Consider the following 25,291-nt stretch of genomic DNA (forward strand, 5'->3'; position numbering starts at 1 on the left):
CCGGCTGGTGGCCGTCGACCCTTCGAGACGCCGCTTCGCGGCTCCTCAGGGTGACGGGGCGAGGGTCAGTCGCGTTCCTACAGCGGCAGTTCCGGCTCGCGGCGGGCGTTGCGGCGCGCGGTGGTGGCGGAGGCCGAGGTCGAGGAGCGCACGAAGCTCCAGCGGATGGTGCCGGCCTGCCTCGCGTCCTGCCGGATCACGATCTGGGAGGTGCGGCGCGGCCCGTCATTGCCGGCCAGGAACACGCTGTCCTCGAGATCGACCTTGTCGTCCATCGCCTCGAAGGTCCAGACGTCGCGGTTGGGCAGCACCAGCATCACGCCGCGGGCATCCGACAGCCGGCTCGCCTTCACCGAGGGATGCAAATGGAAGCGCAGCGCGAAATCGGCCTCGCTGCCCTTGATGCGGCCGCCCGGCGCCGGCGACAGCGAATCCTCGCCCTCGAGCCGCGTGCCGTCCTGCGCGACCATCAGCACGCGGCGGTGGATCACGCCGAAGCGCGAGAGATAGCCGTCATGCGAGGCGGTGAGCACGTCGCCGTCGGGAACGGCTTCGCGGTAGCTCTCGACATTGCTCGGGCCGCTGGTGATCGGCGCGCCGCGCAGCAGCCGCTTCATCGCCGACAGCTCGACAAACTGGCACGACGAGGCGTCGCGATAGGTCAGCGTCGAATGCGCCGCGGTGGAGCGCGCGAACGGTCGCCAATTGTCGCGGCCGGTGCTCGGCATGCCGCAATTGACGACGATGCGGCTGACCCCGGAGGACAGCTCGAACGACAGGCAGCCGGCATGCGCGTCCTGGCTGACGCTGGCCGGCGGCGGCGGGCCGGTGTCGATGATCAACGCGGTGTTGCCGGCATCGAGCCGCTGGAAGCCGGTATGCGGCATGCTCGCCATCGGCACGCCGCGGGTGTCGTCATAGGCGAGCAGCGTCGCGACGAGATCGGACGGCGCGGTGCTCATGCCGTTGAACAGCGCGAAGCTGCCGTCGCCGTGACGGAAGAAGCGCAGCATCGGCATCATGCGGTCGATGGCGTTGAGCAGCGCCGGCGGCGGCGCGATGTTGCGTGCGGCGAAGGTCTGCCGCAGCGGCAGGAGATCGCTGAGCAACTCGACCAGCGCGCCGGGATTGCGCGAGATGTGGCCGCCATCGGGCAGGATCTGGCGCTGCAATTCGTCGGACAGTTTGCGCGTCGCCGATTTGATGTTGCGCGCCTGGTTGGCGAGACAGAGCGAGGCGTAGCACAACGCGATCAAGACCTGCAGGCGCGGAACGCCGTCATTGTCGAGCGTCGCGTGGCGCAGATAGCGGATCTCGCGCGCCAGCCCGCGCAGATATTTGCGGTAGAATTTTCCGTCGGTGTCGCCGAGCACCAGCGGCGCCTGCGACAGCAGCGAGATCACCCGCCGCGCGCGCACATCGGCGCGGCGCTCCAGCGGCCGCTTGCGGGCCTGGTTGGAGATCCAGTCGTCGACCAGCGAGCGGGCGTTGGCGCGGGTCAGCGCGGTGTCGGCGGCGCGCAGATGGCGCAGCCAGCCGAAGCCGAGCAGGGCGGCTTCCCAATCCTCCGACGGCGGCTCGAGATCGAAGATCGAGCGGCCGTGGCAGGTGACGATCTTGCCGGCGAAAACGAATCGTCCGGCATAGATCTCGGCCGCGCGGGTGGCGTCGGCGGTCCGCAGGTCGTGCGGGGCGATGATCAGCCGGTCGGTGCGGCCGGGCCAGAGCCGCGTCAGCGCAACCGTGCTCCCGCTGGCGCGCGCGATCATGCTGCGGGCAAAGCGGCCAGCAATCAGCGTCGAGATGCGTCTGCTTTGAGCGACCGACACGCCTAACCTTGCGGGGAGGGAATTTTCAACGAATCCTTATTTAATCCGGAAACGCGGCCAAGACACCTGCCAAGACACCTGCCAAGACGCCTACCAGGACACCCTCTTGATACCGCACGAATCACTTCGAGCTTAGAAGACTGAAGTTTAAAATCAGGATTTAACCAGCCGGGCCGCGTAAAAGCCGTCCAGCCCGCCGAGCCGCGGGTCGGCATTGGGCAAATGGCTCGGCAAAGTGCGCAAATCGCCGTCGGCGGTGATGATGTCGTCGAGGCCGGCGACCTCGCTTGTCTCGACCGGTGCACGGCGCAGGCCTGATTCGCTCGCCAGCAGCGCGGCAATCGCGTGCTCGCCTTCCTCCGGCTCCAGCGAGCAGGTGCAGTAAACCAGGGTGCCGCCGGGCTTCAGCAGATTGGCGGCTTTTTGCAACAGCCGCTTCTGCAGCGCCGACAGCGCGGCGATGTCACCCTCCTGCCGCAGCCAAGCGACGTCGGGATGGCGGCGGATGGTTCCCGTCGAGGTACAGGGTGCATCGACCAGAATACCGTCGAAGCTCGCCGCTTCCGCCGGCCATTCGGCGGCGTCGGCGACGACGGTCTCGGCCTGCAACTCCAACCGCGTGAGATTGTCACGCAGCCGCGCGACCCGCGCCGGCGAGCGGTCGACCGCGGTGACATGCGCGCCGGCCAGCGCGAGCTGGGCGGTCTTGCCGCCGGGCGCGGCGCAGAGATCCGCGACCGCCTTGTCCTTGATGTCGCCGAACAGCCGCGCCGGCAGCGCGGCGGCGGCGTCCTGCACCCACCACTGGCCTTCGGCAAAGCCGGGCAGCATCGTGACGGAACCCTGCAGCAGCGTGCGCACGGTTCCCGTCGGCAGTATCTCGCCGTGCAGGCGGCTCGCCCATTGCGGCGCGTCGGACTTCACCGTGAGATCGAGCGACGGCTCGTGGCCGAGCGCCAGCGCCATGTCGCGCGCGGTGGCTTCGCCGTAATGCGTATTCCAGCGCGCCAGCATCCATTGCGGCAGGTCGAGCGTCTGCGTGCCGATCTCGTCGATCAACCCCTGGCCCTCGCGCGCGCAGCGGCGCAGCACGGCGTTGACGAGCCCGGCATATTTCGCGGCGCGCCGGTCGGATTGCACCAGCCGCACCGAAAGATCGACCGCGGCATGGTCAGGCACGTCCATCCAGAGAATCTGTGCCGCGCCGATCAGGAGCGCGCTCTGCGCGCGCGGTGCATCGGTCGGGACGCCGCGGTCGAGCAGGCGCGACAGCAGATGGCCCAGCGTGCCGAGCTTGCGCAGGATGGTCGACACCAGCCGGCGCATCAGCGCGCGGTCGCGATCGGCCAGCGATTTCAGGCCAGGATGTGCTCCGGCGCCGTCGAGCTGGTCGTCGAGCGTGCGGTGCTTGTGCAGCACGCCATCGAGGATGTCGGCCGCGATACGGCGGGCCGCGAGGCCGGGGACTTCGGCAGGTACTGCAAATCTTGAAGGAGGCATGAAGCGGAGATATCTCGAAGGTGCTGAGTTACATTCGGCTCATGCCCATCAACTCGAGACCACCTCTGGCATGCGAATATGCCAAATGTAAGAATCGGCTTGCGGGATTTTGCGATCGTGATGTCGTCACTGAGCCAGCACAGAGATACGATAAGCAACGCGCGGTCGGAAGGTTTTGCCATGTCTGAAAAATTGCCATCGTCACTGCCGCCGGAGGCCGCGCCCCGCAAGCCGCTGACGCCGGCCGCGCAACGCGCGCTCGCCGAGGCCGCGGCGCGGCGCAAGGCTGCCGAAGAGCTCGCCGCGCAGAACGCGGCCGCGCGGCCGAAGGAGTTCCAGGGGCCGAAGGGGCCGGAACCGACGCGTTACGGCGATTGGGAGACCAAGGGCATCGCCTCGGACTTCTGAGAGTCTTGCCTGACGGCTCGACTCACGCCAGTCTGGGAAAATGTCCCCATACGAAAGAATAAATGCTTATCGTGGGACGGGGCGTCCGCCTTTCCGCCGGACCCCTTGGGGCCGCCGCGTCTCGGCGGCGCTGCCATGGGTGTTCGTGCTCGGCATTGCCGTCGGCAGCACATTGCCGATCCGCCAATGGGTGCATCTGCCGCCGACCTGGTCGCTCGGCAGGTCTCGCGACACCGACGTGATCTGGCAGCGGGCCGGCGCGCCCGACATCAGGCACAACATTGATGTGATCAGGACGATCGACGGCGACACGTTCGAGGCGCGGGTGCATTTCTCGCCGGGCCCGGATCTGTACACGCGTGTCCGGCTGCGCGGCATCGACGCGCCGGAGCTGAAGGCATCCTGCGCGCGCGAACTGCAAATGGCGCAAGCGGCGACGGTGGCGCTGCGCGACCTGCTCGGCCAGGGCGACGTCGCGATCTACAATGTCGGTCCCGATAAATATCAGGGCCGCGTCGTCGCCGACGTCGCGACCAGGAAGACCGACAACGTCTCGGCCGCGCTGCTCGCCGCCGGCCATGCCCGCGCCTACAATGGCGGGCACCGCTTCGGCTGGTGCGGATATTTCGCGCGCTAGGCGAGAGCGTCAAACCAGGCTGGGCAAACAAAAAGCCGCGCAGATGCGCGGCTCTTCTTCAGGCGAAACACTGGACGCGATCAGCGGGTGACGACGACCGTCGTGCCGATCTCGACGCGCGAATAGAGGTCGGTGATGTCCGTGTTCAGCATGCGGATGCAGCCGTAGGAGACGAAGCCGCCGACCGAGCCCGGCACGTTGGTGCCGTGGATCGCATACTCGCCGCCGGCCAGCGTCATCGCAGCGACGCCCATCGGGTTATGCGGCGAGCCGCCGGCGATCACGTTCGGGATGCTCGGCTTGTCGCGCTTGACCTCGGCGGGCGGCGACCATGCCGGGTTGCGATATTTGCCGTCGATCTTCGTGGTGCCGGCCCACTGCTTGCCGGACTTGCCGACGCCGACCGGGTAACGCATCGCGTGGCCGGAATCGAGAATGAGGTAGAGCCGCCGTTCGTTGGTCTTCACCACGATGGTGCCTGGCTCATAGTTGTCGGCGTGTATTCCCACCATTTCCGGCCGGGCTTCGGCCGCCTGCGACGTCAAAACAACAGCACCAAGGGTAACAGCAGCTGTGGCAGCCAGCGCCACCGCAAACTTCATCGACATCAACCTCTCCACTTCCCAACAGCTCCCGCGAGGAAGCCAAAAACGAAGATGCAGAGCCCTTGAAAAACCGGGCCTGCCGGTCTCACGCACGCAAGATTAACCGCGTGTGTTAACCGGGTGGTTTCACACCGGCCGCGAGACACGTCCTGATGGCGCGGAGAAAAGGAAAAGTTCGGATTAAAGTAAATGACCTGAAAACAACACTTGGCCACAAACGCGCCCCAATCGCGCCACGCCTCTGACAATCCCGTGAAGCGGCCCGTTGCAGGAAAAGGGAAGGGCCGCGGCGGTGATCGCGCGCGGCCCTTCCTCGGTTTCCTGGTTTTGCTCCTGCTGGCCTTACGCCGGCGCGCCCTTCTTGTTCTGGCGGTTCTGCACGAGGTCGTCGACCACGGCCGGATCGGCCAGGGTCGAGGTGTCGCCGAGACTCGACGGCTCGTCCTCGGCGATCTTGCGCAGGATGCGGCGCATGATCTTGCCGGAGCGCGTCTTGGGCAGGCCGGGCGCGAACTGGATCAGGTCCGGCGAGGCGATCGGGCCGATGTCCTTGCGGACCCAGGCGACCAGCTCCTTGCGCAGCGCTTCGGTCGGCTCGGTGCCCTTCATCAGCGTGACATAGGCATAGATGCCCTGGCCCTTGATGTCGTGCGGGTAACCGACGACGGCGGCTTCCGACACCGCCTCATGCGCGACCAGCGAGCTCTCGACCTCGGCGGTGCCCATGCGGTGGCCGGAGACGTTGATGACGTCGTCGACGCGGCCGGTGATCCAGTAATAGCCGTCGGCATCGCGCCGGCAGCCGTCGCCGGTGAAATACTTGTTCTTGTAGGTCGAGAAATAGGTCTGCTCGAACCGCGCATGGTCGCCGTAGACCGTGCGCATCTGGCCCGGCCACGACTTGGCCAGGCAGAGATTGCCCGAGGTCTCGCCCTCCAGCGTCTTGCCGTCGGCATCGACGATCTCCGGCACCACGCCGAAGAACGGCCGCGTTGCCGATCCCGGCTTCAGCTTGGTCGCGCCGGGCAGCGGCGTGATCAGGATGCCGCCGGTCTCGGTCTGCCACCAGGTGTCGACGATCGGGCAGCGGTCGTCGCCGACCACGCGGTAAAACCATTCCCAGGCTTCCGGATTGATCGGCTCGCCGACCGAGCCGAGCAGGCGCAGCGATTTGCGCGAGGTCTTCTTCACCGGCTCGTCGCCGCCCTGCATCAGCGCGCGGATCGCGGTCGGCGCGGTGTAGAAGATGTTGACCTTGTGCTTGTCGACCACGTTCCAGAAGCGCGAATTGTCCGGATAGTTCGGCACGCCCTCGAACATCAGCGTGGTCGCGCCGTTACAGAGCGGCCCGTAGAGAATGTAGCTGTGGCCGGTGACCCAGCCGACGTCGGCGGTGCACCAATAGATGTCGCCGTCGTGATAGTCGAACACGTATTGATGGGTCATCGACGCGAACACGAGATAGCCGGCCGAGGTGTGCAGCACGCCCTTCGGCGTTCCGGTCGAGCCCGAGGTGTAGAGGATGAACAGCGGGTCCTCGGCGTGCATATGCTCGGCCGGGCATTCCGTCGTCACCATGGCGGCGGCCTCGTGATACCAGAGGTCGCGGGTCGGGTTCATGTCGATCTTGCCGCCGGTGCGCTTCACCACCACGACCCAGTCGACGCCGCCGGAATCCTTAGAGTCGATCTTGGCGATCGCGGCATCGACATTGGCCTTCAGCGGCACTTTCCTGCCGCCGCGCAGGCCCTCGTCGGCGGTGATCACCACCTTCGAGTCGCAGTCCTTGATGCGTTGCGCGAGGCTGTCCGGCGAGAAGCCGCCGAACACCACTGAATGGATGGCGCCGATCCGCGCGCAGGCCAGCATGGCGTAGGCCGCTTCCGGAATCATCGGCAGGTAGATCGTGACGCGATCGCCCTTTTTGACGTTCCGCGTGCGCAGGATGTTGGCCATCTTGCAGACTTCGTCGTGCAGCTGGCGGTAGGTGATGTGCTTGGATTCGGAGGGATCGTCGCCCTCCCAGATGATCGCGGTCTGGTCGCCGCGCTTGTCGAGATGGCGGTCGATGCAGTTCCAGGCGACGTTCAGCACGCCATCCTCGAACCATTTGATCGAGATGTTGCCCGGTGCGAAGGAGACGTTCTCGACCTTGGTGAAGGGCTTGATCCAGTCGATCCGCTTGCCGTGCTCGGCCCAGAAGCCGTTCGGGTCCTTGACCGAGTGCGCGTACATCTCGCGATATTTGGCGTCATCGATATAGGCGCGCTTGGCCCAGTCGGCCGACACGTCATAGATCTTCTCGGACATCATTTTCCTCCACTCATTGCCGATCGCGAACGACGCGACGGCAAGCCGTCTTGATCATTGCCGCGATTATGCGTTGCCGCATTCCGGCCCGGCAAGGAAAAAGGACTGTCACTTTCGTCGCGTGGAAGCCGTCGGATAGTCCGCCGGCTTCCGCTTTTGACAAGACGGCTTACCGCAACGCGTCGACGAGAGAAACCTATGCGCCATCGCGTGCTCGGGGTCACTGGTCTCTTGGTCGTAGTGGTGTCGTTCTCTGCACCGTTCGCCGCGCACGATGACGATACGCTGACGCCGATTTTGATGGACGGCTTCAGGCACAATTGAACGAATTGTCGGACGCCGTCGCGACGACCTACGTCAACACGTTCGTGACCGCGTAGTCCTTGGTTGTGGCCAGCGGTTGGACCGGCCCGTGGCTGCAGAACTCAAGCCACGTACCCAGCGAGAGCAGCGCGCGAAAGGGCAAGGTCGCTGACCTGATCTGGGGACCGCGGTGGACCTACGGCGGCGTTCAAACGCCGGTTCCGGTACCGCGCTCGCGTCATTTTGTCCGATCCCAGGCAGCCCAAAATCAACGTTAGCGGGTGAATGGCACCCATGAAAGGTAATTTGGCACCGTCAATAACTGATTCGCGACTCGCAATGTCGGCTCCGACGCCCTAAATCGCCAAACCGAGGCCGGATGGCCCACCGGAACGAAGCCCGAAGCAACGGCATTACCGGGAGAACAGCGGAACAAGGCGTCTTGCGAGAATAATGATGGATCAGCAGAATATCGCGGCTGTGCGGCCCGTTTCCGCCGATCCCGCTGTCGCCTTGGCAAAGGCACTGGGCCAGTGGCCAAAGCAGACGCCACGCGCAAAGTTGCGATCGCCGTCAACACTCAAACTCGACGCCCCCGCCGCCATCAGAACGACGGTTGAAGAACTGGCGCGTGATCTGGGCCTGCGGCTCGGCGACCAGAACGAGCTGACCATCCGCCGCATCAAGCGCGGCAAGACCTATTCATTCGTCCGTGCCAATGGCTCGCGGGTCCGCGATGCGCGGACGATCCGCCGGCTGCACGCGATGGCCGTTCCGCCGGCCTACCGCCAGGTGCGCTATTCCAGCGATCCGAGCTCGCATCTGCAGGCGGTCGGCCGCGATGCGGCGGGCCGGCTGCAGTATCGCTATCACGCCGACTGGGAGAAGGTTCGCGAGCAGCGCAAGGCGCATCGCCTCGCCAAGCTGGTGGCCGCGCTGCCGAAGATCCGGCGCAAGGTCTCGGCGTTTCTGTCCGGGGACGAGCCGACGCGCGAGTTCGCGCTGTCGGCGGTGATCGAGCTGATCGCGCGCACCGCGATCCGGCCCGGCAACGAATCCTATGCGCGCCTCAACGGCACCCGCGGCGCCACCACGCTTTTGAAGTCCAACGTCACGCTGGACGACGACTCGCTGGTGCTGACCTTCAAGGCCAAGGGCGGCAAGGCCGTGCGCAAGGAATGCGATGCGGCCAAGCTGGTGCGTGCGATCGGCATCCTGCGCGGCGTCCCGGGCAAGCGCATGTTTCAGTATTACGACCGCTCCGGCGTGGTGCGGGCCGCCTCGACCACGGCGGTGAACGCGTTCCTGCGCGAGATCGCCGGCATCAAGATCTCGCTGAAGGATTTCCGCACCCTGATGGCGTCGGCCGTCGTCGTGGAATCGCTGTCGCGGATCACGCCGGCCACCAGCCAGCGCGGCCGCAAGCGCCAGGTGCTGGATGCGATCCGCGCCGCCGCCGACCAGCTGTCCAACACGCCGGCGATCTGCCGCAAGAGCTATGTCCACGACACCATCGTCACCGCCTTCGAGGACGGCATCCTCGAACGCTTCGCCGCGACGATGGGAGGCTACCGCACCCAGTCCAAGCGCGAGCAATTACTGGCGCAGGTGGTGATGGCGGCGGGAGCGTAAGCTCGGCCGCACCTCCTGTCGTCGTCCCGGCGAAAGCCGGGACCCATAACCCCAAATCTTGATTGTTGAGACGAGCTGGAGCCACAGCGCACTCTAACGATGCTCGCCTGTGGTTATGGGTCCCTGCTTTCGCGGGGACGACAGCAGAGTTCGTGAGCCGCTACAGCCCGCCCATCTTGCAGACGTATTTCCATTCGTCCGCGGTCACCGGCTGCACCGAAAGCCGCGAATATTTCACCAGCGCCATGTCGGCGAGCTTCTTGTCGGCCTTGATCGCGGCCATCGTCACCGGCGTCTTCAGCGGCTTGTCGGCCTTGATGTCGACGCAGACGAACTTGCCGGTCTTGTCGGTCGGGTCGGGATAGGCTTCCTTGATGATCTCGGCGATGCCGACGATCTCCTTGCCCTCGTTGGAATGATAGAAGAACGCCTTGTCGCCCTTCTTCATGTTGACGAGATTCTGCCGTGCCGTGAAGTTGCGCACGCCGGTCCAGGCTTCGCCCTTCGCGCCCTTGGCGACCTGATGGTCCCATGACCAGACCGACGGTTCGGATTTCACCAGCCAGTAATTCATCGCAACTCACCCCGTTCGATTGCGCTGCAATCTACAGCGACGTGGATGCCCGCGACAAGCACGGGCACCCGATCCAAAGCGTTTTCAAGCGAAGCCTGTCCCGCACTTGATGCGGGATGGATGCCGGTTCGCGTGAAGAAAACGCGTCAAATCAAGAAGCGCAGCACCTACTGTTTCAAATATCGATCGAAGAACCTGGCGATGTCGGTGAACGCCTCCTTCGTCTCGGGCGCGTCGACGTTGAACTGGTATTGGGCGTGGGACTGCCCCTCATAGACATTGAGATCGGCGATCACGCCGGCGCGGCGCAACTTGCGATGCGTGCGAACCGTGTTGCTGAGGAACAGATCGCGCGTGCCCGACGTCAGGATGGTTGGCGGGAAGCCCTTGAAGTCACCATAGATCGGCGAAATGTAGGGATTCTTCAGGCTGGTGCCGTTTGCATAAAGCCTGGCGGCGCGGCCGAGCCAGCCGTCCCAGGTCACCAGCACATTGTCGACCCATTCATTGCTCACGTAGCTGTCGCCGATCTTGTCGATATCGGACCAGGGCGTGCCCGGCGCGATGGCAGCCGGCAGCGGCAGCTTCTCGTCCTTCGCCCGCAATACCATCGCGAGCGTCATCGCCCCGCCCGTCGACGTGCCGAAGATCGCCAGCCGGCGGTGCTCGTGCGATTTCAGAACTTCCTTCCACACCGCCATCGCGTCGTCCATCGCGGCCGGATAGGGGAAGTCCGGCGGCATCCGGTAGTCGACCGAGAGGACCTTGAAGCCGCCAAAGCCCGCCATCATGATGGCTTCCGGCAACGCGGCTTCGCCGGGGCCGAACACGTAACCGCCGCCATGGACGTGGATCAGCAGGCGTCGCCTGTTCTCGAGCGCGATCTTGTTCGGGGTGACGATGTAGCAGTGCACGCCGGCAAGCCTGGTTTCCTCGACCTTGACGCCGAGCTTCGCCTTCAGCGCCGGAACACCCGCGATCAGAAGCTTGGCGCGGCGATCGATCAACTCCTTCCATTCCGCTGGGGTCTTGGGGTCGGCATTGAAATGCGGCGGATAGGGCGCGCCGATCATTGCCTGCATCTCGGGAGACACGTCGGCGGTCGGATTGCCGATCGATTTGAGCGGCGCGACCCGCTTGCCGTTGTCGGCATTGGCGGCGGCCTCGCTCTTGGCAAGTTCGTCGTAGGAGGTTGCGGTCTGGGCGTGGGCGATAGTGGATGAGGCGGCGAGGGCGACGGCAAGGCTGATCGAGAGAAGGCTGATCGAAAGGATGGCGCGATGCGATCGACGCATGGGTTTTCCCTTGGGATCCGTTTTTCGATTTGTTGGGCCGGGATCCGACGGTTCGCCACGCTATTACGTCGCGCATGGATCGTGAAGCTCCGCCACGCGCGACCGTGATGTGCGTTACTCGGCCTTGAACGGCCGCGTCAGCAGGCCTTCGATCGCGGCATCGACGGTCAGCCGGTCGCTCAGGATCGCGGCGACCGCGTTTGACACCGGCATGTCGACCTTTTGCGCGGCGGCGAGCTCGCACAGCACCGGTGCGGTGAACGCGCCTTCGGCGAGCTTGCCGATCGGTGCGGCCTCGCCGCGTCCGAGCGCGAGGCCGAGCGCGAAATTGCGCGATTGCGCGGTCGAGCAGCTGAGCAGGAGATCGCCCAATCCCGACAGGCCCGAGAGTGTCTCGGTGCGGGCGCCGCAGGCGCGGCCCAATCTTGCGAGCTCGCTGAAGCCGCGTGTGGTCAGCGCAGCGAGCGCGGAGGCGCCGAGATTTTTGCCAACCACGATTCCGGCGGCGATCGCCAGCACGTTCTTGGCCGCGCCGCCGATCTCGACGCCGCGCACGTCAGTGGTGTGATAGGGCCGAAACGTTGCCGAGCCGAGCGCCTGGACCAGCGCGCGTGCGAGCGCTTCGTCCTTGGTGGCCAGCGTTACGGCGGTCGGCAATCCGCGTGCGACGTCGTCGGCAAAGCTCGGCCCCGACAGGATCGCGGGCACGGCGCGCGGCGCGGCTTCCGCGATCACCTCGGTCATGAATTTATGCGTGCCGTGCTCGATGCCCTTGGCGCAGGCGACGACAGGCGTGTCGGGTTTGAGATGCGGCGCAAGATGCCCAACCGCCGCGCGCAAATGCTGCGCCGGTGTCACGGCCAGGACGATGTCGGCGTGTGCCGCGGCGGCGATATCCGACGTCACGGCGATGCCGGGATGAAGCTGCACACCTGCCAGCCGCGGATTGACCCGCGTCGCCTGGATCTGCGCGGCATGCTCGGCATTGCGCGCATACAGCGTCACCTTGCGTCCGGCGCGCGCCGCGACCTCGGCCAATGCGGTGCCCCAGGCGCCGGCACCGATCACGCTGACTGACATATGCGCGGGCATCAGGCGGGCCTGTCTTCGCTCCCTCTCCCCGCTCTTGCGGGGAGAGGGTTGGGGTGAGGGGCTTTATCCGCGAGCGAGCCGAGTGTTGAGACCGGTACCCCCTCACCCGGATTGCTGCGCAATCCGACCTCTCCCCGCAAACGGGGCGAGGTGCGATGGTGCCTGATGCGCGCTCCGTCGTACATTGTTCAATATCCGGCGCGGCTGTTGGCGTAGCCGGCCGGCGCCTTGGCGTTGGCGTCGAGCAGCCAGCGCGCGCGCGGCGGCGCCTCCATCGTGTCGGTGAGGCCAAGCGCCATCCGCTCGGCACCTGCCCAGGCGATCATCGCGCCATTGTCGGTGCAGAGCGCCGGCGGCGGGATGATCAGCGTGGTCTGCGCCTTCGCCGCGACCTCCTGCAGCGCGCTGCGGATGGCATGGTTGGCGGCGACGCCCCCGGCCGCGACCAGCGCGCGCGGCGTGCCGAACCGCTCTTGAAACAGCTTTAGGCCGACGCTCAGCCGGTCCGCGGTCGATTCCAGCACCGCGGCCTGGAAACTCGCGCAGAGATCGCTGACGTCCTGCGGCTCGAGCGGCTCCAGCCGGCTGGCTTCATTGCGCACCGCCGTCTTCAATCCCGAGAGCGAGAAATTCGCATCGGGGCGGCCGAGCATCGGGCGTGGAAAGGCAAACCGTGTCGGGTCGCCGCCGGCGGCCGCGCGCTCGACCTCCGGCCCGCCGGGATAGGGCAGCGACAGCATCTTCGCCACCTTGTCGAACGCCTCGCCCATCGCGTCGTCGACCGTGGTGCCGAGCCGCACATATTCACCGACGCCGACCACGGCGACAATCTGGGTGTGTCCGCCCGAAGCAAGGAACAGGCAATAGGGGAACGCCAGCGCGCAGGTCAGCCGCGGCGTCAGCGCGTGCGCCTCGAGATGGTTCACCGCGATCAGCGGCGTATCGTGCACCATCGCGATCGCCTTCGCGGTGGTGAGACCGACGATCACGCCGCCGATCAGGCCGGGCCCGGCGGCGGCCGCGACCGCCGACAATTGTCGGTAGCCGATGCCGGCCTCCTTCATGGCGGAGGCGACGATGCCGTCGAGCAGGTCGACATGGGCGCGCGCCGCGATCTCCGGCACCACGCCGCCGAAGCGGGCGTGCTCGTCGGTCTGCGAGCGCACCACGTTGGAGAGGATTTTCGCCTGCCCGTCAGCCTGGCGCTCGACCACGGCGGCCGCGGTTTCATCGCAGGTGGTCTCGATCCCCAGCACCAGCATCGGTGGTTCGTGTCCCAATTTCGGTCCTTGTGCTACGAGCATGATCCGGACAGGCCGGAACCGGTTTCCGGAAAGATGATGCTCATCAAAACGTCCGCTCCGGGGTAGCATTGCGAGGTCTTAAAGTGCAATCGGTCGCCAACGTCCAATTTATACGGCTGGAGGCCTGAAACCCTGACAATCCTTGTCACACGACCGCATCCGGACAATGACGCAACGCTCGCGACGCTGCGCCAACGCGGCTTTGACGCCCTGTCGGCACCGGTGCTGCGCTTCGAGCCGCTGCCGTTCCGAGGCGACGACGATGCGGACTATGATGCCGTCATCCTGACCAGCGCCAATGCGCTGCGCGCGGTCGACCTCGCTGCCAGCCCGTTGTTGCGGCTGCCGCTGTTTGCGGTCGGCGCGCACACCGCCGATGCGGCGCGCGCCGCGGGCTTCGACAAGGTGATCGTGGCGAAGGGCGATGCAGTCTCGCTGCGCAATCTCGTGCTGGCACGGGTCAAGGCCGGCGAACTCGACGCATCAGCGACGCTGCTCTATCTCGCCGGCGCCGACCTGTCGCGCGATCTCGCGGGCGAGCTCGGCGAGCGCGGGCTCAGCGTCGTCACCCACACCACCTACCGGATGGCGCCGGTGGCCGGCTTCCCGAGGGAGGTCAGCGACGCCTTCATGGCGAACCGGATCACCGCGGTGCTGCACTATTCCCGTCGCAGCGCGCAGGCCTTCCTGGACACGGTACGCGCCGACGGAATCGAGATTTCGGCGCTCGCCTTGCCGCAATGCTGCATCTCGGCGGCCGTCGCCGCGGTGCTCCATGACGCCGGCGCGACCAATGTGGTGGTGGCGGCGCGGCCGGACGAAAATGCCCTGCTGGAGGCGCTCGGCCGCACCCTGCGGCCGAGACCGGAATAATTCTTTCGTTTGACCATGATGTTAGGCGATGCTCGGTTATTCGGATCGTGCTCTAAGAACCTGGGCCGATTCTGGTAGAGTATGCGGCCAGCAGTTTTGAGGACCCCCGCGATGGCTGAAGAAAGGCCAGACGACCCAGGATCTTCGCCGGATTCCCGGCCCAAGCGCGCGCCGCCGACCATCGATCTTCAGGCGACCGAAATCACCAGCGAACCGCCGAAAACGGAGGGGGCCGAGGAAGCCGCCAAGGAGGAGGCCGACCAGGATGCCGGCAAGGCGTCTGCGGACGCGGCGACGCCTGGGGCCGAGCCCCAGGGCGACGCCGCACCGCAGGCGGAGCCGCAGCCCGAGACCGCCTCCGCGGCGCCGGACGCCGAACCGGCGCGGCCGGTGTCGCCCTGGGTGGTGGCGCCGGTGTCGGGTGCGGTCGCCGCGGCGCTGGTGATCGGGGTTGGCTGGCTGCTCGGCTGGCCCGTCGTGCAGCCGGTCCCCGCACCGCAACCCAATGCCGCCATCGACCAACTCGGCACGCGCCTGAGTGCGCTGGAATCGAAAGCCGGCAGGCCGGTCGTGCCGGCCGCCGATCCCGCGGCGACGGCGCGGCTGGAGGCGCTCGACAAATCGATCGCCGCACTGCGCACCGAGCTCGCCGCGACGCGGGCGCAATCCGACAAGCTTGCGGCGGCGGCCAATGACGCGAGAGCCGCACCGCGCGATGGCGCGGCTGCGCCTGATCTCTCCGGCATCACGGCGCGCATCGACAAGGTCGAAGGCGCGGTGAAGGCGCAGGGCGCCGCGATCGCCAGGCAGGACGGCAAGATCGCCGACACCAAGGCCGAGGCGAAGGCCGACGATGTGCCGCTGCGCCGCGTCGTCGCGGCATCGCTGCTCGACGTCGCGGCGCGTCACGGCGATCCCTATGCCTCCGCGCTCGAGGCCGCGAAGGCGCTGTCGGATGATGCCGAGGTGTTGAAGCCGCTCGAGACGTTCGCGAGGTCGGGCGTGCCGAACCCGAACGCGCTGTGCCGCGAGCTGATCGAGATCGTGCCGAAACTTGCGCCGCCTCCGCCTGAAGCTGCGGCGGCCAGCGCCGGGCTGGTCGATCGTCTGAAGGCCGGTGCCTCCACGCTGATCCAGATCGAGCGGACCGACGGCACGGGGACCGATCGCGGCAGCATCGTCGCGCGCGTGACATCGGCCGCCTTGCATAATGACCTCGCATTGACCGAGCGTGAACTGAAGTCGCTGCCGCCGGCGGATCGCACGGCGGCGCAAGCCTGGCTCGCCAAGGTGGACGCGCGCCGCGCCGCGCTCGACGCGTCGCGTAAATTTGCCGACAACGCCATGGCGGCGCTCGCCACGGTCAACCAGTAAGTCTTTGCAATAGGTCTTTGATGATCCGGATCATTCTGTTCCTGCTGCTGATCGCGCTCGCTGCAGCGGGTGCGGCCTGGATGGCCGATCAGCCCGGCGATCTCGTGCTGAATTGGGGCGGCTTGCGGCTGACGTCCAAGCAGCCGATGTATCTGCTCGGCCTCGTCGTCGTCGCTGCGATGATCGCCGGCGTGATCCTGCGCGGGCTCTGGAAGATTCCCGGGCACGTCCGCCGTGGCCGGCGCGAGCGGCGTCACGCCCGCGGCCGCCACGCCATCACGCAAGGCCTGCTCGCGATCGGGCATGGCGATTCCGCAGGCGCCCGCGCGCATGCCGAAGTGGCGCGGCGCCACGCCGCAAACGATCCGCTGGCGCTGCTGCTGCACGCGCAATCGGCGCAGCTCGACGGCGATCGCGACGGCGCGCAGCGCGCCTTCCGCGCCATGGCCGAGCGCGAGGACACGCGGCTGCTCGGATTGCGCGGTCTGTTCATCGAGGCGCAGCGCGCCGACGATCCGGTGGCGGCCGTGATGATCGCCGAGGAAGCGCTGAAGATGTCGCCGTCGTCGTCATGGGCCTCGCATGCGGTGCTCGGCTTCTGCTGCGCCAAGGGCGATTGGGCCGGCGCGCTGTCGATCATCGACAACAACCAGAGCGCCGGATTGATCGACAAGGCGATCTATCGGCGGCAGCGCGGCGTGCTGCTGACGGCGCGTGCGCTGGAGTTCGAGACCGTCGATCGCGACCTGTCGCGCTCGAGCGCGATGGACGCGGTCAAGCTGGCGCCGACGCTGATTCCGGCCGCCGTGCTCGCTGCGAAGTTCGAGAGCGAGGCGCATCAGGTTCGCCGCGCGATGCGCATCGTCGAGACCGCGTGGCTGGCGCAGCCGCATCCCGATCTCGCCGACGCCTATTCGCATGTGCGGCTCGGCGATTCCGCGCGGCAACGCCTGGTGCGGGTCGAGACGCTGGCGGCGAAAACACCTGGACATATCGAGGGCGCGCTGGCGATCGCGCGCGCCGCGGTCGACGCGGCCGAATTCGCCAAGGCGCGTGCGGCGCTGGAGCCATTTATCGCGGCGCCGACGCAACGTGTCGCGCTGTTGATGGCCGAGATCGAGCGCACCGAGCATGGCGACAGCGGCCGGGCGCGGGCCTGGACGTTGCGCGCCGTGCGCGCGCTGCACGATCCGGTCTGGACCGCCGACGGCTATGTCTCGGATCGCTGGCGTCCGGTCTCGCCGGTCACCGGCCGGCTCGACGCCTTCCAGTGGCAGACCCCGGTGGCGGCGCTGCCGTCCGACAAGGGCCATGCCATCGAGCCTTCGCCGTTCGAGGAGGCCATGCTGGCGCCGCGGCGGGTCGAGCCGCCAAAGGAACTGGCCAGCGAGCCGGTGGACGCCAAGCCGGCTGAGCCGGTCGAGATCAAGCCGGTCGAGATCAAGCCCTTGGAGCCGGCCGCGCCGCCCGTGCAGGACAACGCCCCGCTGCCGGCGGCCATCGAGGCCGAGCCCGCCCCGGCCTCGGCCGAACCCGCCGCTCCGGAACCGGCTCCCGCGCCGGCCGCCGAATCGACGCCCCCGGCTCCGGCCCCCCTGTTCCGGTCGAGGGCCGACCTGCCCAAGGCGGCGCCTGCGCCCATTCCGGCCGTAATCCCGATCGTCCGGGCTCCCGACGACCCCGGGGTCGACGAGGACGGCCCGGTGGACGAATTTGCGGAACAAATCGGCCCGCCCAAGGCCCAGGTGGGCGGCTGGCGCGGATTTCTGTCACGTTTGGGAAGCTAATTCGCGGTTAGATAACCGGTGTGTAGTTCGATAACCGCGTTTTCCTTGCCAATCGGGGTCATGCCCGATATCAGGTGGCCGCGTGATCCGGCCGTTGCCGAACGGTTCGCCGCAATAGCTCAGTTGGTAGAGCACGTCATTCGTAATGACGGGGTCGGGGGTTCGAGTCCCTCTTGCGGCACCAGTTTTCAAAACTTGGAAGTCAACCCTTTCGGCCGCAGGGCTTGCCCCGGATAGTATAGCCCGCTGTCTGGCTGACTACCCACCGTACTGCCCAATCCTCAAAAGCCAGCTTCGCTAAGACGGAAGGCTTTGGTCTACGTCCGAAGCACGAGGCCGCCTAGCCGAACTGTCGCAAGAGCTTTCGTAGGATGCTCCGGAGAATCGGCTAAGTTGAGAAGTGTTATCGGATCAACTTGGAGAGCCATCGTGAGTACGGACGCCTAGAGACGTTTCCAAAGCTGGTTGAGTACTGCATCGATCCAGCCGGGACGGATTGAAAACTTTTTCTGGAGGCCGCCGTCAGGTCAACGCTGGTAGCCTCTTCAAGTCCGTAGCAGAATAGTTCGCTGCATAGCTCAGTCGGTTAGGTACATCATTGGTGGTGACTGGATCGGGAGCGGAACCATGTAACGTCGTCGACCGGCTCGCGGAGCAGCCGCCACTAGGCCGAAGACCAAATCCGCGCGCCGCACAGTCCGCTCATGATCGCAATCGCGACCAACGCGCCTGCCGCGAGCCCGGTTGCCCAGATCCGGTTGGCGATCGTGGTAGCGACGCCGTGCGCGATCAGGACGCCGCGCAATCCCGATGCGAGATGGGCGAGGACGAAGAACACGCCGAGTGCGTAGTGCGGCACCAGGCGAATGCTCCAGGCGTCGTGGATCAGGCCGGTCGGTGCGCCCGACGCCCAGGCCCAATTGGTGTCGATGTGGTGCACGGCGCGCGCCGAGACCAACGCGGAGTTCAGATGAGTGACGATGAACGCCGCGAGGTAGACGCCGGAGCCGATCTGAAACACGCGGTAGGCATCCGCGGGCGCCGAGCTCCAGCGCCAGGCGAGCCGCACCCCGACGGCGACCTGGAACAGCATCAGGCCAACGAGGATCGGTTCGACGAGGGACGATCGATAGACCGTGCGCCCCATCTTCATCACGGCGGCATGAATCTCGGGTCCGAGTAGGCCCAGCAGATGATTGGTGAGGTGAAACGCGACGTAGAGCAGGATGACCGCTGCGGTGACGCCGTGCGTCACGCGCCATTTGGCAATCGATGGAGCAATCGCGGCTGATCCTGCCGGGCGCTCTTGCTCACCGCCGAGCAGCACATACAGGCACGCGGCCAACCAGCCCGCGACCCAGACAAGCTCGTCGCTGACGGGGATGTGCAGCAATCCGAGACCGACGCCGGTCAGTACGAACAAAGGCGGCGCAGCGATGCTGAGATAGGCGAGCCGCCGGGCGCGCAGCTCGAACGACGAAGGCTCGGCCTTGGTCATCCAGTATGCGCAGGCAAGACCCGGCAAGGGCGCGGCGGTCGCGGCCAACAGGCAAAGCGCCGCCAGGACCAGTCGCCCGAACGACACCGGACCAGCAGCGGGAGATACCGCGAGATGAAATGCATCGAGCAGGAACGGATAGGCGATTGCGCCGGCCGCCGGGATCATCGAACGGAGCTTTTCGGCGGCCGTATTCGCCAAGCCATCGTCGCCCGACCCTACGCGGCCTTGTTCGAATGCACTCACTGAGCTCTCCAGGGGTCGGGCATCGTGAAAGAGAAGGCCAGACCGACGAATCTATTCCCGGATCATCGTCGGAGGCGCAGCACACGAGCTCGGGCTGCAGGCGGCGGCGTGCACGCGCGACGGCGTTGCGCCGAGACCATGTCTCAAGGCCATAACCTACAGCGATGCTGTCCCACCGATAGGACCAAGTTCCAACAATCCGACTGGACCATGCCAAGGCTTCTTTCGGCGCGCCACAAAATCCAGTTCAAGGGTGAGACAGATTCGCCTAGCGGATTCACGGGTTGATCTTGTAAGCAGGTTGCTATGCAAAAAACGGCCAAATCGCGGGCCGGAAGCGGACAGGGCGAGCGGCCAGATTCGCGGATCGCCGTCTCTGCCTCGAAGCTCGCCACTGCCGATCTCAACAACCTCATGCGGGCACTTGAGATCGATGTCGTCGCGCTCACCGAAATGCTGATTCCATCAGGCCATCGCGCCGAGATGGGGACGATCGATGCGCCGGCGGTCCATTACACCATTAGTGGCAGGGGACGAATTTCGATCGGCGATGGGCCTTGGACGTCGCTCGAACCCCATCTCCTCATCATCAAGCCTCCGAGTACCCCGTTCGTAATCGAAGTCGACGGAACCAGCGGCCCGAAGAGGCTCATCTCCCGCGATTGCTGGAAGCAGCATGACAGCATGTTGCGCATCGCAACACCGACCGAGCAGCCCGAGATCATCCAGATCTGCGGCTTCTTCAACGCATCCTTCGGACAATCCGTCGGGTTGTTTCGCGAATTGCGCGAGCCCGTGGTCGAGAAGTTCGAGCCGACGGACAAGATCGACCTGAAGCTTCGCGAAGCGGTCGAGGAGCTTTGCGTGCAGGAAATCGGCATGGGCGCCATGACGGCGTCCCTGCTAAAGCAGGTCATCATCGCCCTGGTGAGGCGGTCGATGAAGTCCTCCCGCAGCTGGACTGATCGGTTTTCGATTCTCGCGGATCGGCAGATCACGCGTGCATTCGCCGATATGGTGGCGCGTCCGGGGGCCGCTCATACGGTTCAGAGCCTTGCGCATAGCGCGGGTCTCAGCCGGTCGGCATTCATGGCGAAGTTCTCGGAGATCTTTGGCCGTTCGCCGATGGCCATCCTTCGCGATCTCAGGATGCGGCAGGCGGCCCTCGATCTCACGACGACATCAGCCCCGGTCGATGTTGTGGCCTACAACGCCGGCTACGAAAGCCGGTCAAGTTTCGTGCGAGCATTCCGCAAAGCCTACAACGTTGATCCTAGCGAGTACCGGCTGCGCGTGAAGAACGCTGGGAGTGATAAGGGCACTTGAGCCAAATATCGCCTCCGAGGCATCTCTCCCGTCAAGTGTGCGATTTAGATGGGCGTGCCAATAGCGACTCCGCTCATCTATCGAAACTGTTCGTCGGGTTATCAGCGTTGGCTGAACTCGCTGCCCGACCGAAGAAAAAACTGGAAACAGCAAAGGCCGAAAGCAAGCCGCGTGGGCTCGTGCATGCCCGAGGCTGCGCCCCAACCGGGCTCTTTCCCGTTCCCTGGCCAGATTCGCGCACACTCGGCGCACTGATCCTCGGCGTTGGCCAGCTCTGGAGTCCAGAATGCGTGTCCGCGCGTCCAGGAACGCCCACCGCGGGTTTCATCGCGCCGGGACCAGTGGCAACGTGGCTTTAGGAAATGCGCCGCGTCGATGGCATCGATTCAATATCCAAGGTCATTGGAGCCATCGAGTTTCGCCTTCCGGTTTTCGCTCGTCTGAAAAGGAGTTCGGAAGATGATGAGCTGCCACACTGAGGCAGGTGCACGATGAAGGCAATCGTTGTGACGGACCAAGCGGCGGGAACGGCCGGAATGAAGCTGGTGGAGCGGCCCGAGCCGCAGGCCGCGATAAACGACGTCGTCGTTGAGATTCATGCGGCGGGATTCACCCGGGATGAGCTGACGTGGCCCTCGACTTGGACCGATCGCCGCGAGCGTGACCGAACACCGTCGATCCCCGGCCACGAGTTGGCTGGAGTGGTCAGCGCCCTCGGCTATGGCACGACGGGGCTGTCGGTTGGACAGCGGGTATTCGGTCTCGCGGACTGGTATCGCGACGGCACCTTGGCGGAGTATGTGGCCATCGAGGCGCGCAACCTCGCGCCGCTGCCGGGCGATGTCGATTTCACGGTGGGCGCGGCCCTCGTGATGCCAGGCCTTACCGCGTGGCAGGGGCTGTTCGATCACGGCCGGCTTCGGGCGGGGCAGAGCGTCCTCGTGCACGGTGCCGCCGGCGTCGTCGGTTCGATGGCAACCCAGCTCGCACGTGAGGCTGGTGCTTACGTCATCGGTACCGGACGCGCTGCCGGCCGTCAGACGGCTCTCGACTTCGGCGCACAGGAGTTCGTCGACCTCGACAACGACACTCTGGAAGATGTCGGCGGAGTCGATCTGGTGTTCGATGTCCTTGGCGGCGACATCGCGAAGCGGTCCGCGCGCGTGATTCGAGCCGGAGGAACGCTGGTGACCATCGCCGGTCCGACTGAGGCACGCCCCGCTGACGGCCGGACGATAGACTTCGTCGTCGAACCCGATCGCGCCCAACTGAGTGAGATTGTCCGGCGGGCGCGTGACGGACGAGTGCGGACAAACATCGGCAGCGTGGTTGCCCTCGACGATGCCGTTGCCGCCTTCAACCCGACCGAGCGGATCAGCGGGAAGACGATCATTTGCGCTCGTCCGTGAGCGGCGTGCGCCTATCGATGAATGCGGCCGGCCGGCTCTCAACGAGAGCGAAAGCACTCTCGTGCCTCAACCTATCACTTCACTCCTAGGACCAACCATGACCAACGCAGTTATCGAATGTATCCTGAGCCGCAGCTCCACCAAGTATTACGACCCTGCCGCCACCCTGAGCGACGACCAAATCCGAGAGCTCGTGCGAATCGGCACCGCCGCACCGACATCCTTCCACATGCAGAACTGGCGCTTCATCGCCGTGCGCACGCCTGAAGCCAAAGCCCGGCTGAGTCCGATCGCTTGGAATCAACCCGCGATCACCGACGCAGCCGTTACCTTCATCGCCTGCGGCCAGTTGGCCGATTCCAGCGTAATACCGGAGCGCCTGGCGCCGCTGGTAGAATCGGGCGTCATGCCGGCGAAGATGGTGCCGGAATGGGAGATCCCCGCGCGCAATCTGTACATGGAGTACCCACAGCGCCAGCGCGATGAAGCGCTACGAACCGCCTCCTTCGGCGCGGCAGCGATCATCTATGCGGCCCGCTCGCTAGGCCTGGGTTCGACGCCGATGATCGGTTTCGATGCCGAACCGGTGCACCGCGAGTTCGGATTGGCGAAGGACGAAGTGCCGGTCCTGCTGTTGGCCGTGGGGCCGGAGCGTCCGGGAAACTGGGCGCAGAAGCCGCGCCGTCCGGTGGCCGATGTGCTGGACCTGGTATAATACGATCTACGGAGATTGCTGATGGCTCGAACTGCATTGCCAACACCGGCTCAGGTGCCGGCAGCTTCGAAACCGACTCTCGATGGATTCACCAAGAACATCGGATTCACTCCGAATATGATGGCGACCTTCGCGCTGAGCCCGATCGCGTTCAACGCATGGGCTACACTGCTCAGCTCTTTGAGCAAGGCGCTTGACGTGAAGACGCGTGACAGCATCGGCCTCGCTGTCTCCGAAGTGAATGGGTGCAACTACTGCCTGACGGTTCACAGCTTTACCGCCGAGCATATGGCCAAGCTGCCGGCTAATGAAATCATTCTCGCTCGGAAGGGGCATGCCAGTGATCCGAAGCGGGACGCCGCTCTCCAGTTTGCGCGCAAAGTCATCACAACCCGCGGCAAGGTCGGTGACGCCGATATGAAAGCCGTCCGGGACGCCGGCTACACGGATGCGAACGTCATGGAGATCGTCGCGCTAGTGGCCATGTACTCCCTGACGAACTTTTTCAATAACGCGTTCGATCCCGAGCAGGATTTTCCCGCCGTTGCGCCCGCTGGCTCGATCTGAACTCTGTCCGATCGCATCAGCGTTTCCGAAGATGGTTGGAGGTTTCATGTGATGCGAGCGTAAGACGGGGCAATTCATCTCGGCCGATCCGAACACCCGCTACGCCGGCGCGGGGCACTCAAACGGTCAGTCTGGAGACGGCATCCGCCGGCTCCTTTGCATGGGGTTGTTTTCGATATTTTTGTGGGAGCCGCAGCCACCGGGCGTGATGGCGCCTCTCTTGAAGACGCACAGGCCTTTCCAGGCTGTCGCTCACATCGTATCGGACCGAGAGAAGGTGGCTGCGACCAGAAAACGAAAGCGCCCCTGGATTGGGTCCAGGGGCGCTTTGCGTTGAGAGTGCGTTCGCTGCGTTACTCGGCGACCGTCTGCACGACGTTGCCGATCGGCCGGCCCGTTGCGATCGGCTTCTCGGTCTTCGCCATCATCGCGTCGTATTCGGGCAGCGTCTCGAGCTGGGTCTTGGCCTTCATCCAGACCACCTTGTAGCCGCCGGCCTTGAGCTTGCGGAGCAGCGTCGGCAGCGCCTGCGCGGTGTGCTTCTGCAGGTCGTGCATCAGGATGATGCCCTTGTGCTCCTTGTCGAGCTTGGTCATCACGTTGTTGATCACCTCGTCCGCGCTCTTGGACTTGAAGTCGTTGGAGTCGACGTCGACCGAGAACATCGCGATGTTGCGGGTGCCGAGATAGGCGGTTGTCGCCGGGGTGTGCGCCAGCGCCGGGAAGCGGAAGAACGGGGCCGGGTTGGCGCCCAGCGCCAGCTTTACCGCGCTAAAACCCTTCTCGATCTCGTCCTTGGCCTGCTGCTCAGTGATCTTCTTGCCCGCCAGATGCGCATGCGACCAGGTATGGGCGCCGATGGTGTGGCCGGCGGCGGCAACCTGGCGCAGGATGTCTGGGTGATAGGTGGTGTGCAGGCCGATCGGGAAGAACACCGCCTTGGTGCATTCATCGGCCAGCGCCTTGAGCACGGCCGGTGTGGTCGGCCACGGACCGTCGTCGAAGGTCAGCACGACCTCCTTGTCGGTCAGGAAGTCATACTGCTTGTACTGCAGGAAACCGAAGCCCGGGCCGCCATTGGTGTCGACCACGACGGTGCGGCTGATGCCGAGCGCATCGGGGTTGGCGCATTTGGGCGCAGCCGCGACGGGGGCCGGCGCCGGAGCAGGAGTGGCGGCCGGTGCCGCGGCCTGGGTGGCATCGGCGCGCTTCGACAGCGCGGCGGTCGTCTCGACATCGTCCCTGGCGGCCTGTTTTGCCGCCGCGGGAAGCGGATCGGCCTTGGCCGCAGCCGTGGTTTGCGGAGGAGCCGCGTCGGCACGCGGCGAGGAGGTCCAAAACCACACGCCGGCGATCACGATCGCCGTTACAACACTGGCCAGCATCAGGCCCAACGCACTACGCATCGCTACACACTCTCTCGGAACTTAAGGATACGCCACAGCCGTAACGAGCGATTAATGCCAACAAGGTCTTAACGCGATCCCAACAAGGCGCCGGAACGACAAGAAAAAGCGGGCCTTGCCATGCGTGATGACCGTCACAGTCGGTTTCAAGCTTCTTCGCGGCAAGGAAACGCTATAGAACCGGCGTCGCATTCCCTGGAGCCGTTTCCGCTCCGATGAAATCGGAACGGGGCTCCGGATTCCTTATTTGACGCGTTTTCTTCACGCGAACCGGCACCACTTCGCGCGAAAACGCTTGAGAGGCTTTGAGAGATGACCCGATTTCTGTTTGCCGTCGTTCCGCTGGTTTTGTTGACGTCGGCCGCCTCGGCGCAGCAGCAGGGGCGCGATGCCTGCTCACGCGATGCCTCGCGGTTCTGCCGCGCCCATCTCAGCGAAGGTGATCAGGTCGTGCTGGCGTGCCTGAAGGAGCATCGCAGCCGCCTCAGCAAGGCCTGCCAGCAGACGCTCGCCGATCACGGGCAGTAGACCCATCAGCTGTCATTCCGGGGCATCGCGGAGCGATGAACCCGGAATCTCGAGCTAATAATCTCCAGATTCC

21 protein-coding genes and 1 tRNA gene are annotated in these 25,291 nt (G+C 65.4%); 12 read left to right on the forward strand and 10 right to left on the reverse strand.

Features of this window, described 5'->3' with window-relative positions:
• Positions 1-77: 77 nt before the first annotated feature.
• Together ACVWYP_RS05570 and ACVWYP_RS05575 are read right to left on the reverse strand one after the other, a co-directional pair.
• On the reverse strand, positions 78-1,829 hold the full coding sequence (locus ACVWYP_RS05570; RefSeq protein ID WP_304498022.1) for a heparinase II/III family protein: 1,752 nt from the start codon (positions 1,827-1,829) through the stop codon (positions 78-80).
• A gap of 153 nt (positions 1,830-1,982) precedes the next feature.
• Complete coding sequence (locus tag ACVWYP_RS05575; protein WP_304498023.1) at positions 1,983-3,329, reverse strand: RsmB/NOP family class I SAM-dependent RNA methyltransferase; 1,347 nt, start codon at positions 3,327-3,329, stop codon at positions 1,983-1,985.
• 180 nt (positions 3,330-3,509) lie between these two features.
• Between ACVWYP_RS05575 and ACVWYP_RS05580 the strand changes: the two genes are divergently transcribed.
• Together ACVWYP_RS05580 and ACVWYP_RS05585 are read left to right on the forward strand one after the other, a co-directional pair.
• Complete coding sequence (locus ACVWYP_RS05580) at positions 3,510-3,737, forward strand: DUF1674 domain-containing protein (protein ID WP_304498024.1); 228 nt, start codon at positions 3,510-3,512, stop codon at positions 3,735-3,737.
• 139 nt (positions 3,738-3,876) lie between these two features.
• Positions 3,877-4,374 (forward strand): thermonuclease family protein, encoded by a 498-nt coding sequence (locus tag ACVWYP_RS05585; RefSeq protein ID WP_369525550.1) that lies wholly within the window; start codon positions 3,877-3,879, stop codon positions 4,372-4,374.
• Positions 4,375-4,454: 80 nt separating this feature from the next.
• On the opposite strand, the gene ACVWYP_RS05590 is transcribed toward ACVWYP_RS05585, so the two are convergent.
• Together ACVWYP_RS05590 and acs are read right to left on the reverse strand one after the other, a co-directional pair.
• Positions 4,455-4,982 (reverse strand): L,D-transpeptidase, encoded by a 528-nt coding sequence (locus tag ACVWYP_RS05590; protein WP_028342054.1) that lies wholly within the window; start codon positions 4,980-4,982, stop codon positions 4,455-4,457.
• A gap of 339 nt (positions 4,983-5,321) precedes the next feature.
• Positions 5,322-7,289: an acetate--CoA ligase gene (acs, locus tag ACVWYP_RS05595; RefSeq protein WP_304500445.1), complete on the reverse strand. Its 1,968-nt coding sequence runs from the start codon at positions 7,287-7,289 to the stop codon at positions 5,322-5,324.
• Between the two features lie 756 nt (positions 7,290-8,045).
• Between acs and ACVWYP_RS05600 the strand changes: the two genes are divergently transcribed.
• Positions 8,046-9,224, forward strand: a complete 1,179-nt coding sequence (locus tag ACVWYP_RS05600) for a DNA topoisomerase IB (RefSeq protein ID WP_304498026.1) — start codon at positions 8,046-8,048, stop codon at positions 9,222-9,224.
• A gap of 160 nt (positions 9,225-9,384) precedes the next feature.
• Here ACVWYP_RS05600 and ACVWYP_RS05605 read toward each other — a convergent pair whose 3' ends face one another.
• The 4 genes from ACVWYP_RS05605 to tsaD all read right to left on the reverse strand — a co-directional run bounded on the left by ACVWYP_RS05605 (position 9,385) and on the right by tsaD (position 13,447).
• On the reverse strand, positions 9,385-9,798 hold the full coding sequence (locus ACVWYP_RS05605; RefSeq protein ID WP_028342057.1) for an EVE domain-containing protein: 414 nt from the start codon (positions 9,796-9,798) through the stop codon (positions 9,385-9,387).
• A gap of 167 nt (positions 9,799-9,965) precedes the next feature.
• Complete coding sequence (locus ACVWYP_RS05610) at positions 9,966-11,093, reverse strand: alpha/beta hydrolase (protein WP_304498027.1); 1,128 nt, start codon at positions 11,091-11,093, stop codon at positions 9,966-9,968.
• A gap of 114 nt (positions 11,094-11,207) precedes the next feature.
• Entirely contained in the window at positions 11,208-12,185 is a 978-nt protein-coding gene (locus ACVWYP_RS05615) for an NAD(P)H-dependent glycerol-3-phosphate dehydrogenase (RefSeq protein ID WP_304498028.1), read from the reverse strand.
• A gap of 188 nt (positions 12,186-12,373) precedes the next feature.
• The gene (gene tsaD, locus ACVWYP_RS05620; protein ID WP_453946189.1) at positions 12,374-13,447 is read right to left on the reverse strand and encodes a tRNA (adenosine(37)-N6)-threonylcarbamoyltransferase complex transferase subunit TsaD; all 1,074 of its coding nucleotides are present in this window, start codon (positions 13,445-13,447) and stop codon (positions 12,374-12,376) included.
• Between the two features lie 174 nt (positions 13,448-13,621).
• Here tsaD and ACVWYP_RS05625 point away from each other — a divergent pair, with 174 nt between their 5' ends.
• The 4 genes from ACVWYP_RS05625 to ACVWYP_RS05640 all read left to right on the forward strand — a co-directional run bounded on the left by ACVWYP_RS05625 (position 13,622) and on the right by ACVWYP_RS05640 (position 17,707).
• A complete protein-coding gene (locus ACVWYP_RS05625) occupies positions 13,622-14,362 on the forward strand; it encodes a uroporphyrinogen-III synthase (RefSeq protein ID WP_304500446.1) in 741 nt (246 codons plus the stop codon).
• Between the two features lie 111 nt (positions 14,363-14,473).
• Positions 14,474-15,736 carry a COG4223 family protein gene (locus ACVWYP_RS05630; protein ID WP_304498029.1) on the forward strand — a complete coding sequence of 421 codons (1,263 nt, stop codon included), beginning with the start codon at positions 14,474-14,476 and terminating at the stop codon, positions 15,734-15,736.
• A gap of 20 nt (positions 15,737-15,756) precedes the next feature.
• Positions 15,757-17,523 carry a heme biosynthesis protein HemY gene (locus tag ACVWYP_RS05635; protein ID WP_304498030.1) on the forward strand — a complete coding sequence of 589 codons (1,767 nt, stop codon included), beginning with the start codon at positions 15,757-15,759 and terminating at the stop codon, positions 17,521-17,523.
• Positions 17,524-17,631: 108 nt separating this feature from the next.
• Positions 17,632-17,707 (forward strand) — tRNA-Thr (locus tag ACVWYP_RS05640).
• A gap of 480 nt (positions 17,708-18,187) precedes the next feature.
• On the opposite strand, the gene ACVWYP_RS05645 is transcribed toward ACVWYP_RS05640, so the two are convergent.
• Positions 18,188-19,222: a hypothetical protein gene (locus ACVWYP_RS05645; protein ID WP_304498031.1), complete on the reverse strand. Its 1,035-nt coding sequence runs from the start codon at positions 19,220-19,222 to the stop codon at positions 18,188-18,190.
• Positions 19,223-19,573: 351 nt separating this feature from the next.
• Between ACVWYP_RS05645 and ACVWYP_RS05650 the strand changes: the two genes are divergently transcribed.
• The 4 genes from ACVWYP_RS05650 (at position 19,574) to ACVWYP_RS05665 (ending at position 23,284) form a co-directional block, all read left to right on the forward strand.
• Positions 19,574-20,593, forward strand: a complete 1,020-nt coding sequence (locus ACVWYP_RS05650; protein WP_304498032.1) for a helix-turn-helix transcriptional regulator — start codon at positions 19,574-19,576, stop codon at positions 20,591-20,593.
• Positions 20,594-21,084: 491 nt separating this feature from the next.
• On the forward strand, positions 21,085-22,002 hold the full coding sequence (locus ACVWYP_RS05655) for an NADP-dependent oxidoreductase (protein ID WP_304498033.1): 918 nt from the start codon (positions 21,085-21,087) through the stop codon (positions 22,000-22,002).
• 97 nt (positions 22,003-22,099) lie between these two features.
• The gene (locus ACVWYP_RS05660) at positions 22,100-22,717 is read left to right on the forward strand and encodes a nitroreductase family protein (protein ID WP_304498034.1); all 618 of its coding nucleotides are present in this window, start codon (positions 22,100-22,102) and stop codon (positions 22,715-22,717) included.
• Positions 22,718-22,738: 21 nt separating this feature from the next.
• Positions 22,739-23,284, forward strand: a complete 546-nt coding sequence (locus ACVWYP_RS05665) for a carboxymuconolactone decarboxylase family protein (protein WP_304498035.1) — start codon at positions 22,739-22,741, stop codon at positions 23,282-23,284.
• A 353-nt stretch (positions 23,285-23,637) separates the two neighbouring features.
• On the opposite strand, the gene ACVWYP_RS05670 is transcribed toward ACVWYP_RS05665, so the two are convergent.
• The gene (locus tag ACVWYP_RS05670) at positions 23,638-24,690 is read right to left on the reverse strand and encodes a polysaccharide deacetylase family protein (RefSeq protein ID WP_304498036.1); all 1,053 of its coding nucleotides are present in this window, start codon (positions 24,688-24,690) and stop codon (positions 23,638-23,640) included.
• 312 nt (positions 24,691-25,002) lie between these two features.
• On the opposite strand from ACVWYP_RS05670, the gene ACVWYP_RS05675 reads away from it, so the two are divergent.
• Complete coding sequence (locus ACVWYP_RS05675) at positions 25,003-25,218, forward strand: cysteine rich repeat-containing protein (protein WP_016842076.1); 216 nt, start codon at positions 25,003-25,005, stop codon at positions 25,216-25,218.
• Positions 25,219-25,291 lie beyond the last annotated feature (73 nt).

Source organism: Bradyrhizobium sp. USDA 3262 (genome assembly GCF_054060035.1).

Excerpts from the sequence above, each read along its gene's own strand:
- ACVWYP_RS05575 (WP_304498023.1), bottom strand. The coding sequence starts at position 3,329 with ATGCCTCCTTCAAGATTTGCAGTACCTGCCGAAGTCCCCGGCCTCGCG.
- ACVWYP_RS05580 (WP_304498024.1), top strand. The coding sequence starts at position 3,510 with ATGTCTGAAAAATTGCCATCGTCACTGCCGCCGGAGGCCGCGCCCCGC.
- ACVWYP_RS05590 (WP_028342054.1), bottom strand. The coding sequence starts at position 4,982 with ATGTCGATGAAGTTTGCGGTGGCGCTGGCTGCCACAGCTGCTGTTACC.
- acs (WP_304500445.1), bottom strand. The coding sequence starts at position 7,289 with ATGTCCGAGAAGATCTATGACGTGTCGGCCGACTGGGCCAAGCGCGCC.
- ACVWYP_RS05600 (WP_304498026.1), top strand. The coding sequence starts at position 8,046 with ATGATGGATCAGCAGAATATCGCGGCTGTGCGGCCCGTTTCCGCCGAT.
- ACVWYP_RS05605 (WP_028342057.1), bottom strand. The coding sequence starts at position 9,798 with ATGAATTACTGGCTGGTGAAATCCGAACCGTCGGTCTGGTCATGGGAC.
- ACVWYP_RS05610 (WP_304498027.1), bottom strand. The coding sequence starts at position 11,093 with ATGCGTCGATCGCATCGCGCCATCCTTTCGATCAGCCTTCTCTCGATC.
- ACVWYP_RS05615 (WP_304498028.1), bottom strand. The coding sequence starts at position 12,185 with ATGCCCGCGCATATGTCAGTCAGCGTGATCGGTGCCGGCGCCTGGGGC.
- tsaD (WP_453946189.1), bottom strand. The coding sequence starts at position 13,447 with ATGCTGGTGCTGGGGATCGAGACCACCTGCGATGAAACCGCGGCCGCC.
- ACVWYP_RS05630 (WP_304498029.1), top strand. The coding sequence starts at position 14,474 with ATGGCTGAAGAAAGGCCAGACGACCCAGGATCTTCGCCGGATTCCCGG.
- ACVWYP_RS05635 (WP_304498030.1), top strand. The coding sequence starts at position 15,757 with ATGATCCGGATCATTCTGTTCCTGCTGCTGATCGCGCTCGCTGCAGCG.
- ACVWYP_RS05650 (WP_304498032.1), top strand. The coding sequence starts at position 19,574 with ATGCAAAAAACGGCCAAATCGCGGGCCGGAAGCGGACAGGGCGAGCGG.
- ACVWYP_RS05655 (WP_304498033.1), top strand. The coding sequence starts at position 21,085 with ATGAAGGCAATCGTTGTGACGGACCAAGCGGCGGGAACGGCCGGAATG.
- ACVWYP_RS05660 (WP_304498034.1), top strand. The coding sequence starts at position 22,100 with ATGACCAACGCAGTTATCGAATGTATCCTGAGCCGCAGCTCCACCAAG.
- ACVWYP_RS05665 (WP_304498035.1), top strand. The coding sequence starts at position 22,739 with ATGGCTCGAACTGCATTGCCAACACCGGCTCAGGTGCCGGCAGCTTCG.
- ACVWYP_RS05670 (WP_304498036.1), bottom strand. The coding sequence starts at position 24,690 with ATGCGTAGTGCGTTGGGCCTGATGCTGGCCAGTGTTGTAACGGCGATC.
- ACVWYP_RS05675 (WP_016842076.1), top strand. The coding sequence starts at position 25,003 with ATGACCCGATTTCTGTTTGCCGTCGTTCCGCTGGTTTTGTTGACGTCG.